This window comes from Flavobacterium ajazii, assembly GCF_010614725.1.
Taxonomy (GTDB): Bacteria; Bacteroidota; Bacteroidia; order Flavobacteriales; family Flavobacteriaceae; genus Flavobacterium; species Flavobacterium ajazii.
On sequence record NZ_JAAEHL010000015.1, the window covers coordinates 93,173 to 107,009 of the forward strand.

At 34.7% G+C, this 13,837-nt stretch carries 9 protein-coding genes; 7 read left to right on the plus strand and 2 right to left on the minus strand.

Going from position 1 to position 13,837, the window contains the following annotated elements; translation table 11 throughout:
- Positions 1 to 12 precede the first annotated feature (12 nt).
- A complete protein-coding gene (locus tag GWR14_RS21805) occupies positions 13 to 894 on the minus strand; it encodes a DUF808 domain-containing protein (protein ID WP_163411264.1) in 882 nt (293 codons plus the stop codon).
- A 556-nt stretch (positions 895 to 1,450) separates the two neighbouring features.
- On the opposite strand from GWR14_RS21805, the gene GWR14_RS21810 reads away from it, so the two are divergent.
- Positions 1,451 to 4,063, plus strand: a complete 2,613-nt coding sequence (locus GWR14_RS21810) for a T9SS type A sorting domain-containing protein (protein ID WP_163411265.1) — start codon at positions 1,451 to 1,453, stop codon at positions 4,061 to 4,063.
- A 68-nt stretch (positions 4,064 to 4,131) separates the two neighbouring features.
- Here GWR14_RS21810 and clpB read toward each other — a convergent pair whose 3' ends face one another.
- Positions 4,132 to 6,735 (minus strand): ATP-dependent chaperone ClpB, encoded by a 2,604-nt coding sequence (gene clpB / locus GWR14_RS21815; protein WP_163411266.1) that lies wholly within the window; start codon positions 6,733 to 6,735, stop codon positions 4,132 to 4,134.
- Between the two features lie 202 nt (positions 6,736 to 6,937).
- On the opposite strand from clpB, the gene ytxJ reads away from it, so the two are divergent.
- The 6 genes from ytxJ to GWR14_RS21845 all read left to right on the plus strand — a co-directional run bounded on the left by ytxJ (position 6,938) and on the right by GWR14_RS21845 (position 13,696).
- Positions 6,938 to 7,327, plus strand: coding sequence for a bacillithiol system redox-active protein YtxJ (gene ytxJ, locus GWR14_RS21820; RefSeq protein ID WP_163411267.1), 390 nt, complete (start codon positions 6,938 to 6,940; stop codon positions 7,325 to 7,327).
- Between the two features lie 162 nt (positions 7,328 to 7,489).
- Complete coding sequence (locus GWR14_RS21825; RefSeq protein ID WP_163411268.1) at positions 7,490 to 9,157, plus strand: OstA-like protein; 1,668 nt, start codon at positions 7,490 to 7,492, stop codon at positions 9,155 to 9,157.
- Between the two features lie 102 nt (positions 9,158 to 9,259).
- Positions 9,260 to 10,456, plus strand: coding sequence for an aspartate aminotransferase family protein (locus GWR14_RS21830; RefSeq protein ID WP_163411269.1), 1,197 nt, complete (start codon positions 9,260 to 9,262; stop codon positions 10,454 to 10,456).
- 273 nt (positions 10,457 to 10,729) lie between these two features.
- Entirely contained in the window at positions 10,730 to 12,124 is a 1,395-nt protein-coding gene (locus tag GWR14_RS21835; protein WP_163411270.1) for a tetratricopeptide repeat protein, read from the plus strand.
- Positions 12,125 to 12,126: 2 nt separating this feature from the next.
- On the plus strand, positions 12,127 to 12,876 hold the full coding sequence (locus GWR14_RS21840) for a shikimate dehydrogenase family protein (protein ID WP_163411271.1): 750 nt from the start codon (positions 12,127 to 12,129) through the stop codon (positions 12,874 to 12,876).
- A 208-nt stretch (positions 12,877 to 13,084) separates the two neighbouring features.
- The gene (locus GWR14_RS21845) at positions 13,085 to 13,696 is read left to right on the plus strand and encodes a lipid A phosphoethanolamine transferase (RefSeq protein ID WP_246236366.1); all 612 of its coding nucleotides are present in this window, start codon (positions 13,085 to 13,087) and stop codon (positions 13,694 to 13,696) included.
- The last annotated feature ends 141 nt before the right edge of the window (positions 13,697 to 13,837 follow it).

Below are 13,837 nucleotides of genomic sequence, written 5' to 3' on the forward strand. Positions count from 1 at the left end.
ATATAATTTGTTTTATGCTTTCTTTCCAAAAATCTTTTTAAATAGATTTACCACTACCAAAACAACAAAACCTAAAACAAGTCCTGTTACAAATTCTTTTAGTATAGAAGGAAGTTTGATACCCTCCGCTAAATGATGGAAATATGGAATATAATGTACAAAAATACCTCCGGCAACCAGAATTAAAGCAATTGTACCAATAACGGTTAAACTTTTAATCACCAATGGAAGTGCTTTTACAAGTATATTACCTATAAATTTTGAAATACTTTTTTCGTTTTTACTAAACTTGATCAGCTTATAACCTGCTTCATCCATCCTAACGATAAGAGCTACGATACCATAAACACCTATTGTTGCAACCAAGGCAATTATTGATGTCACTACGATTTGCTGTACTAAAGGCTCTTCAATTACAGTACCCAATGCAATAATTACAATTTCTACGGATAATATAAAATCAGTTATGATTGCTGATTTTATTTTTCCTTTTTCCATTGCCAGAATTTCTTCTTCAGTAAAAGTTTCATTTGTTATCCCTTCTGATTCGTCATGTTTATGAGGAAATACAAATTCATAAATTTTTTCTGCTCCTTCATAGGCCAAAAATAAACCTCCCATTACAAGAATTACAATAATTGCTACAGGTAAAAAAGCACTTAATAAAAATGCAATCGGTAAAATAATTATTTTGTTAAGAAGTGAACCTTTACTTATCGCCCACAACACCGGAAGCTCTCTTGATGAAGCAAATCCCGAAGCCTTCTCGGCATTTACCGCCAAATCGTCTCCTAAAATTCCTGCTGTTTTTTTTGCTGCAACTTTACTCATTACAGCAACATCATCCATAATTGCTGCGATATCGTCTAATAGTACGAAAAAACCTGATGCCATTCTATTTTGCTTTTTTTAATGTTAGTGGTGCGAATCTACCACTTTTTGTGCTAATTTTTTTAACGAAACCGGGATTTAATTTTAACTGCACTGCCCTAATAAAAACCAAAGAATAATAAAAACGATTATAGTACCAAAGCACCCTCCCCCTAATTTTTTTGCACCATATCCTGCCAGCAATCCTCTAAATATATTGTTCATAATGTTCTAATTTATTTATAAACAAATTTCAGTATTCCAGTGACCATTTTACTTACAAAACTTTCAAAATAAATTGCAGGATTTACGGATTATCATATTAAAAATTCTACTCAGAATTTAAACAATATCATTTTTACTCTTCAGTTCAATACTGGTTAACTTTTACTAATTATTAGGTAATTAAGTACATATTCCGGAACTAAAAATACCTCTAACTTGCTTTATCAAAGAAGGTTAAAAATTAATACGGTATTTCAAAAGCTTTCCCCTCAATAAATAAAAGAGATTTGGAATACTTATTAATGTAGTACTAAAGATTTTATTTCAAAAAATTAACACCCAAAAATTTTACACAATGAAACAAAAAAAACTACTTCATTTTTTACCATTTCTATTTCTTAGCACCTTAATGCTATTTGTAGGAAAATCAAATGCTCAAGTCAATTTAGCACTGCTGAATTCAACAAAAGTTAAGACATCCCACGTTTCTCCCTGGGAAAACCTTAATGCCGTGAATGACGGTTTTGCACCAATTAGCTCAGATGACAGAACTAACCCGGTTTATGGAAACTGGGACGGAGATGCCGCTTACAATACTTATAACTGGATTGAATACGAATGGAATTTTGCACATGAAATAAATTCTGTCGGAGTTTACTGGTTTACAGATTATGGTGGTATTGGACAGCCTACGGACGCATACATTCAATATTGGGATGGGATAAATTGGATTAACGGCGGCGCTATTGGACTGGCACTAAACCAGTTCAATACTATCCAAAATTTAAACTTCAAATCCCGAAAATTAAGAATTTACATGAAAAGTGCAACTGCTACAGGTATAACTGAATTTCAGGTGTTCGGTGTTGAGACTACTGCTTGTGATGCGAGTGAATTAGCCGCCAGTGTCAAAGTAAACAATGGACAAGAAAAAAACATCAATTATGCGGTTGTTTCTTCCGGAGAAAGTGTAGAGTTTAAAGCAACTGTCCCTAATAATGAAACCGGAGCCAAAATGAAATGGACCGGTCCAAATAACTTTGAATCTTTAGATCAGAATATAACTTTATCAAATTTACAGGAAGTCAACTCAGGAACCTATACCTTTTTGTATGTTAACAGTTGTGGTACCGAAAGTTCCATCGATTTTTATCTGACTTTTAAAGGACAAGATGGCGATTTTACTTCCTGGCCTTCTTACGGTACTGCTCTTCATTACGATTTTAAAAGCGATTATCCGAATTTCCCAAAACCAACCAAAAATCTGGAGGAAGATTATCCCGGATATAATGGCTGTAATGTTGCCAAATCCAGAAATTACGGCTCATGGACTTTTGTCGCAGGCCCAAATGCAAATCCTTTAGTTACAGATACTGCTGTAGACTTAATGCTAAAACGTTTAGATGACGATTTTACTTTTCTTAGAGATAATATGGGCTGGCCTCCAGACAAATTATACAGAGAAGGCTATCGCAGTTCTGTATATTTATATGGTTCACAGTTATGTACCGATAATGCCTCAAATACAGATTTAGGAGGATGGCAAAGTGGTGTTGGAACTCCGGATGGACAAAGTTGGCCAATGGTACTTTTATCTTACTATCCGGTTGCCAGTTTTGATCCTGCTACAACTTTCCCGGATGCTAAATATCAAACCGGAGCTTGTGTACATGAAGGGATTCACGCTATATATGCATCATTACCAGGGTGTCGAAATTCCGCATGGTTTCACGAAGGCTCAAATGTTTGGCTGCAAACAGTTTTAGACATAAAAAAAACAGGAAGCGAAGACTACAGTAATGTTGATTTAGGATGGTTAAGTGCCGGTTCAGTTATAGCGCCTTTTATTCCGATTGAATGTTACAGCGGATGGCTTCAGGACGGAACTTTTGGAGGACCTTCTGCTGAAGGTGTAGCCTCCGGAGTTCAGGATGGGAACGGAAATAATTTAATATTGACCCGAAATGTTATTGGAGGTGTTCAATACAGTTCAGTTTTTCCGACTTTCTTAGGAGAAATTGTGGGTGAAAAAAGTTTACCTTGGGTTTGGAATTATTGCGAGGGCCGAGTATTGGAAGGTATTGCTAATGGTAACGGAACAGTTAATGGTATTGGAGATGCAAAAACACGTAAAATGGTTCAGGAATACAGAGCCCGATTAGCATTAGCTGATTTTGGAAAATTTGAAAAGCCAATTTTAAGCTTGTATCGAAATAATATGGGGCTTGAAGTGAAATCTGAACAACCTGCCGTGATAAATGTAGAGAAATGGAATGCCACGCCTTATGCTGTAACAACTTTAGACGAAAATGATTTTTTAGTTCCTGAAGAAAAAACGCTGCCTGGCTGGTCCGGAGCTAACTTTATTCCAATTCATGTTCAGGGAAATGAAGCTACTGTATTTTTTCAGCCTTTAGGAAAAAATATGTCTTTACAGTTATGCTATCGTACCAAAGAAGGAAAAACCATTTATTCACAGCCAGTGTACGCCGGAGACTGTACAATCTCTTTTGCGGAAGGTATGCCGGCAAATGGTGTTGTATTTGCAGTAATTTGTAATTCCGATTATATTTTTCAGGGAGAATCTACCCGTACTGCTAAATTCAATTACAAAATTAAACTGGGAGACGGAGCTATAAGTACAGCTAGTGTAAATAAAAACTGGTGGGACTGGAAAGCTACAATTTCTGATAATCTTTCCGTTGTTGATAATTCTGGTTCAGCTCCAAATTTTATTATTTATCCAAACCCAACGAATATTTCTTCTTTGATTAATATTAAATTACCAAATACTTCCTCTGATACATTTGGTTTAAAAATAACCAATATCCATGGTCAGATAATATTCGAAAAAGAAAATTACAATCCAGAAGAGCCATATTATACAGGAGGTTTATCACAAGGCGTTTATTTTGTTACTGTAGAATCTCAAAATTTCAAACAAACAAAAAAGATTATTGTAAAATAGATGTATATTAAGTTTTACATATCAAAAAAAACACCAGCCTATTTAGACTGGTGTTTTTACTTGTAAAATTATTCTTCTTTTTGCGTCTGATTTCTGAAAACCAGATTACCATCAAAAGCATCTAATAAAATAATGCTGTCTGTTGTTATGTTTCCTGCCAGAATCTCTTTTGACAATTGATTTAAAACTTCTCTCTGAACCACACGCTTTACAGGTCTTGCTCCAAAATGTGGATCATAACCTTTGTCTGCGAGATAAGCAATAGCCTCCGGAGTTGCATCCATTGTAATACCTTGCAGCGCCAGCATTTTGGTAACACTCTTTAACTGCAGACTTACAATTCTAGAAATGTTATCAACTGTAAGCGGTGTAAACATAACAATTTCGTCAATACGATTAATAAACTCAGGACGAACAGTTTGCTTTAACAATCCTAAAACTTCGTTTTTAGCTGCTTCTGTCGCTGCTTCAACGCTTCCTTTTAGGTTTTCAAATTTCTCCTGAATGATATTACTTGCCATATTTGAAGTCATAATAATAATCGTGTTTCTAAAATCAGCCAAACGGCCTTTATTATCAGTTAAACGACCTTCGTCCAGAACTTGCAACAAAATATTGAACGTATCCGGATGTGCTTTTTCGATCTCATCCAACAGTACAACAGAATATGGCTTTCTACGAACAGCTTCTGTCAACTGACCTCCTTCATCATAACCTACATATCCTGGAGGCGCACCAACCAAACGGCTCACACTGTGACGTTCTTGGTATTCACTCATATCAATACGCGTCATAGCATTTTCATCATCAAAAAGATATTCTGCCAAAGCTTTAGCTAATTCTGTTTTACCAACTCCGGTTGTTCCTAAGAATAAGAACGATCCTACAGGTTTTTTCATATCCTGCAAACCGGCACGACTTCTGCGAACGGCATCACTCACCGCTTCTATTGCCTCTTCCTGACCTACTACACGTCTATGTAATTCATCTTCAAGATGTAATAGTTTTTCTCTTTCAGTCTGAAGCATTTTTGTAACTGGAATTCCTGTCCATTTTGCTACAACTTCTGCGATATCTTCTCTGGTAACTTCTTCTTTGATTAAAGAATTTCCAGATTGAAACTCTAACAATTGTTTCTGCAATGTTTCCTGGCGTTCCTGTGCTTCTTTTATTTTTCCGTAACGAATTTCGGCTACTTTTCCGTAATCTCCTTCACGTTCTGCACGTTCTGCTTCGTACTTAAAGTCTTCGATTTCATGTTTTACAGCCTGAATTCCATCAACAATATCTTTTTCCTGTTTCCATTTTGCATAGATTTCGTTTCGCTCTTCTTTTAGGTTGGCTAATTCCATACCTAAAATTTTCAGCTTGCTTTCTTCTTTTTCACGTTTGATGGCTTCGATTTCGATTTCCAACTGCATGATTTTACGATCCAAAACGTCTAATTCTTCTGGTTTTGAATTGATTTCCATACGCAGTTTAGAAGCCGCTTCATCCATTAAGTCGATTGCTTTATCTGGCAAGAAACGATTTGTAATATAACGTTGTGAAAGTTCTACAGCCGCAATAATCGCTTCGTCTTTAATTTGAACTTTATGGTGTGTTTCGTATTTCTCTTTAATTCCACGTAAAATCGAAATGGCACTTTCTGTATCCGGCTCATCGATTAATACTTTTTGGAAACGTCTTTCAAGCGCTTTGTCTTTTTCAAAATATTTTTGATATTCATCTAAAGTCGTTGCTCCTATTGCTCTCAATTCTCCACGAGCCAAAGCTGGTTTTAGAATATTAGCCGCATCCATTGCGCCTTCTCCACCACCTGCTCCAACAAGCGTATGAATCTCATCGATGAACAAAACGATATCTCCGTCAGCAGCCGTAACTTCTTTTACAACCGATTTTAAACGTTCTTCAAATTCTCCTTTATATTTCGCTCCGGCAATCAAAGCTCCCATATCTAGCGAGAAAACGATTTTATCTTTCAGGTTTTCCGGAACGTCTCCATCTACAATTCTGTGCGCTAAACCTTCTGCAATTGCGGTTTTACCAACTCCAGGTTCTCCAATAAGCATTGGATTGTTTTTTGTTCTACGAGTCAGAATCTGTAATACACGACGAATTTCTTCGTCACGGCCAATTACAGGGTCTAATTTCCCTGTTCTTGCTAATTCGTTTAAGTTTTTAGCATATTTATTTAAAGAATTATACGTTTCTTCAGCTGAAGCTGATGTAACTCTTTCTCCTTTGCGTAATTCTTCAATAGCCGCTTTTAAACCTTTTCCGGTAACGCCCTGATCTTTTAAAATCTGAGAAACTTTGCTTTTTGAGTCGAAAATAGCCAATATTAAATGTTCAATCGAAACGTATTCGTCGTTCATTTTTTGGGCAATAATTTCAGCTTCGTTCAAAGCTTTATTTGCATCTCTTGAAAGCATAATTTCACCTCCAGAAACTTTTGGAAAACTCTGAATTGTACTGTCTAAAATTTGAAGAAACAACGGAACGTTTACATTTAATTTTTTGAGAATAAATGGCGCAACGTTTTCATCCACTTCAAAAATGGCTTTGAAAATGTGTTCATTTTCAATTTGCTGCTGGCCATTTCGTTGTGCTAACTGTTGTGACAACTGAATGGCTTCCTGCGATTTAATAGTAAATTTATTTATGTTCATATTTTTATGATTTGATGATTATTGTTTAAATATTCGATACCATTAAAGTTAAGATTTATAGAGTTCCGTTTTTAACTCAAAAAAATTAACTTTGTATTCGAATAGACAAATTATATTCCACAGTAAAAAAACAGACAAAATGACTGTATAAATCTGTTTTTAGCGTTTTTTATATGTCAAAAAGTCACAAAACAAGTCAAATATGAGTTTTTTTAATTCACTTTTCGGAAATTCAGATAATTCAGAAGCTTCAAAAAGCAAAGTAAACTGGACAGAATTAACCAACATTCTTCAATTACAGGAAGTAGAAGCAATATCAAATGAAAAACCAGTTGTAATTTTTAAACATAGCACACGATGCAGCATTAGCAGAATGGCTTTAAAACAATTTGAAAGAGAATACGATCTTGAAAATGTAGTCGACCCGTATTTTTTAGATTTAATTGCACACCGCGATATTTCAAATGAAATTGCAGAAAGATATAATGTTTACCATGAATCCCCGCAATTGATTTTAATCAAAAATGGGAAAGCAGTTTACGATGTTTCACACAGCAGTATTGATGCTGAAACACTGAAAAGCAAAGTTTAGATTTTATCTTTCAGCATTACAATTAGTATCAAAAGGCAAAGTTTTTACTCTGCCTTATTTTTTATTTATGTCTTTCAGGCGACATGATTTAGCATTATAAATAAATCATAATATCGATTAAGGTTTTAACCTTTTTCATAAATTTGACAAAAATTAAATCAATTGAAGAAACTACTCTTTTTCATATCTTTTTGTTTGTTTTTAGTAAGCGTACAAAACATTTTTGCACAAGCACCTAAAAAAATCATAGTAGAAAACTCAGACTTTTCAGATGTCAATGAAGCAGAAATTCCAGGCGCTCTTCTGCTTACAGGAAATGTAAAAATAAATCACGATGGAGTTGTTCTTACCTGTAATAAAGCTTATTATTTTCAAAAAGAAAATTACATCAAAGCTTTCGGAGACGTACAACTGGTTCAGGGAGACACATTATACTTAAACAGCAAATACGCAGAATATAATGGAAACGTTAAAAAAGCTTTTGCAACCGGAAATGCCGTTATGACCTCTCCCGATGCTACTTTACAAACCGACACTATCAATTTTGACCGAAATGTTCAGGAGGTTTTTTACAACACCAAAGGTACAATTATCAATAAAGACAATACATTAGTCAGTAAATCAGGAAGGTATTATGTAGCACAGAAAAAATTTCAGTTTTTAACCGAAGTCACGCTTACAAACCCGAAATATGTTATGAAGTCTAATCATTTAGATTATTATAGCAATTCCGGGCATTCTTATTTATTTGGTCCATCCACGATTACAAGTAAAACAAATTACATTTATACCGAAAATGGTTTTTACGACACCAAAAAAAATCTGGCGCATTTCCTCCGAAAATCGTATATAAAATATGATGACCGGCGTATCGAAGGCGATAGTTTATTCTACAACCGGAATACTGAATTTGCTTCTGCAACCAGGAACGTAAAAATTACCGACTCCATAAACAAAGGAATCGTAAAAGGGCATTATGCCGAATTATACAAACTAAAGGACTCCATGTTTGTAACCAAAAGAGCTGTTGCTATAAATTTGGTCGAAAAAGATTCCGTGTATATTCATGGTAAAAAATTAATGGTAACCGGTAAAGAAGGTGAACGAATCATCAGAGCCTTCAATAATGTTCGGTTTTACAAAGTCGATATGAGCGGAAAATGCGACTCGCTTCATTCTAACAGCAAAACGGCATTGACAAAATTAATTGGAAGCCCAATTTTATGGAATGGAGAAAGTCAGATTACCGGAACTATTATGCATTTAATTGGCGACAACGCAACCCGAAAATTAGATTCCCTCAAAGTACTCGGAAATACTTTCCTCATATCCAAAGACACTCTCAGCACCGGTTACAATCAGGTCAAGGGGCTCAATTTATTTGGAAAATTCCGCGACGGAAAACTCCATGATGTTGACGTAATAAAAAACACCGAAGTTGTTTATTATATGCGGAATGACGCCAATGAACTTATCGGAATCAATAAAAATATAAGTAGTAAAATCAATCTGATTTTAGAAAATAACGCTGTAGAAAATATCACTTTTTTCAAGAATGTCGATGGCGATATTTATCCCGAAGCCGATTTAGCCGAAAATGACCGTAAATTAAGAGGCTTTGTCTGGCGCGGAGATGAAAGAATAAAATCAAAAGACGATATTTTCCCTCCGGAAGAAAACGAACTGAATGAAAAATTAATCAAGGAAGGAAAAGTTGAAGAAGCCAAACCAAATGTTCCGATGAAAGTCAGGAAGGAAACATTAAATTACGACAAAAAGAAACCTGCAGCAAAGAATGACACAATGCCAAAATCAAAAACTAAAAAATAAATAAGTTTTCGATTTATATAATTTTCAGTTGACAAAATTAACCTAAGCCTAAAATTAAAACCTTAGTGACTTAGTACCTTTGTCACTTTGAACTCTAAAAAAATGAATCCAGATTTTATAAAATATCAGGCACAAACCTCTCCTTACCCACTCGGAATGGAGGTTTCACACGCTATTGGCTCTTATATTTACGATACCAGCGATAAAAAATATTTAGATTTTGTTGCCGGCGTTTCGGCCTGTACACTTGGACACCAGCATCCAAGAGTCAATCAGGCTATAAAAGATCAGTTAGACAAATATTCGCATGTAATGGTTTACGGAGAATATTCACAAAGTCCAGCTGTTCAGTATTGCAAATTAATAGCTTCACTCCTGCCGGAATCTTTAAACAAAACCTATTTAGTAAACTCCGGTACTGAAGCAATTGAAGGCGCTCTTAAATTAGCCAAACGCTCAACAGGCCGCAGTCAATTGATTTCCTGCCACAATGCATATCACGGAAATACTATGGGCTCCATGAGTGTTATGGGCTTCGAAGAACGCAAACAAGCTTTTCGTCCATTACTTCCGGATGTTGATTTTATTACATTCAATAACGAAGAAGATTTACAAAAAATAACAACAAGAACTGCTGCAATTTTACTTGAAACTATTCAGGGTGGTGCTGGTTTCATTGAGCCCAAAAACAACTTTCTCCAAAAAGTACGCAAACGCTGTGACGAAGTAGGCGCCATGATGATTGTAGACGAAATTCAGCCTGGCTTTGGCCGCACCGGAAAATTATTTGGCTTTCAAAACTATGATGTAGTTCCGGATATAGTTGTTATGGGAAAAGGAATGGGCGGAGGAATGCCGGTGGGTGCTTTTACGGCATCTGCTGAAAAAATGGACCTTTTAACCGAGAATCCAAAACTAGGGCATATCACAACTTTTGGAGGTCATCCTGTCATTGCGTCAGCCTGTTTAGCTACTTTGCAGGAATTAACTGAGACTAATCTGATGCAGCAAACTTTAGAAAAGGAAAAACTCTTCAGATCACTTTTGGTACATCCTTTGATAACAGAAATTAGAGGAAAAGGGTTAATGCTTGCAGCTATGACTGAAAGTGCAGAAATTACCAATGAGGTAATTTTAAACTGTCAGGAAAAAGGACTTATTTTATTCTGGTTACTTTTTGAAGGATGCGCTATCAGAATAACACCGCCGTTAACCATTTCTGAAGAAGAAATAAAAGAAGGATGCACCATAATTCTCGAAGTTATGGATAAAATTTTGAAAAAAGAACAAAAATCATAATTAGGAGCTGTTTCCAGCTATACACTATATCTTTTGTTTTTTAAAGAAAAAAACAAAAGGATGTCGTTCCTATCTGGGCTAGGCCGCTGAATTAAAAACAAAAGCAGAATAACAAACAAATAATCTTTTATATATCAGAAGATTACGATTAAAAAAAGAACACAAATTCTGCCCATATTGTTAATTAAATTGTTCAAAACAATTAATTCCCTTTCCTCACAAGATAATATGGTTGCCTAAATTTATAACAGGCTAATTTCAAAAAGACAAAGTATGCAATTAAGCAACGAAGAAGAAGATTATAACCTATCCTTATCCAAATTTGAGTCAATGTTAAAAACCAACAAAGTACTCTTTTTTGATTCTGAAGAATTCGAAGAAATCATTCTTCATTATTTAGACATAGGCAAGGCTAATTTAGCAAAAAAGGCCTTAAAACTTGCATTAGACCAACATCCAAAATCTACAGGCTTAAAATTAGTACAAGTAGAAATGTTGGTTTACGACGACAAATTAGATATCGCCGAGAAACTTTTAAATGAGTTATATGCAATCGAACCTAATAACGAGGAAATTTACATCCAGAAAGCTAATATTTGTTCCAAAAGAGACCAGCATGAAAAAGCAGTAGAATTGCTTAAAATTGCACTACAATATACAGACGATTTTGCTGATGTATACAACTTAATCGGAATGGAATATCTTTTCATGGATAACCTTGAAATGGCAAAAGACAGCTTCATCAAATGTCTTGAAGAAGACCTGGAAGATCAGTCTGCTCTCTATAACGTAGTATATTGTTTTGAATTCCTAGACCAAAATCAGGAGGCTATTGTTTATCTTAATGAATACATCAACAAAAATCCATACAGCGAAATTGCCTGGCATCAGCTTGGACGATTGCATTATGGTGTAAAAGAATACGAAAATGCAATTCGCGCTTTTGATTATGCAACCCTGATTGACGAAGAATTTTTGGGAGCATTCATGGAAAAAGCAAAAGCCTACGAGCGCCTAAAAAAATATACTCAGGCAATTGAAAGCTATAACCGTACTATTGAGTTAGACGACGCAACTTCATATGCTTTATTACGAATTGGTAAATGTTATGAAAAATTAGGAAATACAATTTTAGCACTGAAATATTACAACCAAACAGTTCACGAAGACCCACTTCTGGACAAAGGATGGATTGCTATTACTGATTTTTACATTCGCCAGAAAAACTTCCAAAAGGCATTATTTTTTGTAAATAAGGCATTGGCAATAGATAACCAGAATCGTTTGTACTGGAAACGCTATGCTATGATTAACAAACAAATGAACTTTTTTGAAGAAGCTGAATTTGGCTATCGAAAAGCAGTTGAATTTGGAGACTACGCATTGGATACCTGGTTATTCTGGGTTGATATCTTACAGTTTTTAGGAGAATTTGACAGTGCAATACAAACCCTGCTTCAGGCTTCTGAATATTTCCCGGAAGAAAACGAAATAGAATATCGTTTAGCCGGATTGTATTTTATGATTCAGGACAACACAAAAGCTAAATTTCACCTAAGCAACGGGTTACGCCTGAATTTTGACAATTACATACTGATTGAAGATTTATTTCCGGTAGTCTGGGCAAAAAAAATGGTGCGAAATTATATTGAAAAACACAGAAAATAATAATGATTGACATTTTAAGACGACGTTTTGGTTTATTAGGCCGTAATATTAGCTATTCCTTTTCTAAAGGATATTTTACCGAAAAATTTAAAGATGATGTATTTGTCGGCAACAGCTACGAAAATTTTGACATCTCAGAAATCAACTATTTTACGGAGTTAGTTAAAAACAACCCTGATTTAAACGGTTTAAACGTTACAATTCCTTATAAAGAACAAGTCATTCCTTTTCTGGATAAACTTTCAAAAAAAGCTGCTTTAATTGGCGCTGTAAACACTATCAAATTCACCAAAAAAGGAAAATTAAAAGGATATAATACCGATTATTATGGTTTTAAAAAATCCTTAAAACCATTATTAGAGTCGCATCATAAAAAAGCCCTTATTTTGGGAACCGGAGGAGCTTCAAAAGGGGTTGCTTTTGCCCTTGATGAACTTGATATTCCTTACACATTCGTTTCAAGAGAAGTAAAAGAAAACATTATTGATTATAGTCTGATTAATGCTACCACTTTTGATAATTTTCAAATCATAATCAATTGCACACCAGTTGGAACTAGCCCAAATATTGAAGCTTGTCCCAACCTGCCTTATGAGTTTTTTACCGACAAACATATTGCCTACGATTTAATTTACAATCCGGCAGAGACTCAGTTTTTAAAAAATGCTAAAGAAAGGGGTGCAATTATAAAAAACGGATATGATATGCTTATTTTTCAGGCAGAGAAAGCCTGGAAGATCTGGAACAAATAATTCCTTCATATCAACAAAAGGTTAAAGTGTTTTTTTTTTGTAAATTAGTTCACTTATTTACAAATAGTTATGAAAAATACTTTAACTTTTTTATCATTAAGTTTTATATTTCACATTACACTTCAGGCTCAGGATACTATTGTCCAAAAAAGGAACATTTACACAGAAGCGCGTTACCACTATTACCTGAAAACTATTTTACTTTTTAATGAATATTTTAGATACAGACAAAGGTTCATTTAACACTACACAACTTCGCTTTTTACATCCAATCGCCAACAAGGCATGGAACCTAAGAATTGATCTTCCATTAGTTTCTGCAAATACAAATTCAGACAATAAAACCGGAATCGGTGATATTGGCGCAGGTCTAAGCTACATCCCTTATATGAAATACAAAGATGAAGGAATCGCATTCCGCGCAAGAGTTATTTCCAACTCAGCAGTAGATCCTGCTCTCGGTTCAGGCAAATGGGTCTTTTCTCCGGCGTTTTTCTTTGGTAAATATTTTACAAAAAACATTTTATGGATCACATCTTTAGAAAACCAAATCAGTTTTGCAGGGTCAGATAACAGAAACGATATAAACTTAACCATATTCGAGAATTATTTCATGTACCTATTTGGTCCTCACTGGATTGCTGGAGATGTTGCTTTAAGATACAATGCAATCAATAAAGGTTATCCAAATAATGCATACTTAGAATTTGGTAAAAGAATAACCAAAAATGACATGGCATATATTCATCCTAGCGTTGCTTTTGGAAACCAAAAATCTTATAATTTTGGCCTTGAGGTTGGAATGCTGATTTTATTTTAATCATTCATAAAAATATATTTTGCAACACCTAATTTTCCTAAAAAACACAAAACTGTACAAAAACCTTCTTTTCAACTTAATTTTTGACTTAAATTAACTTTAAGAAATCAACAAAAAAAACCACTACAAAATTACAATTTA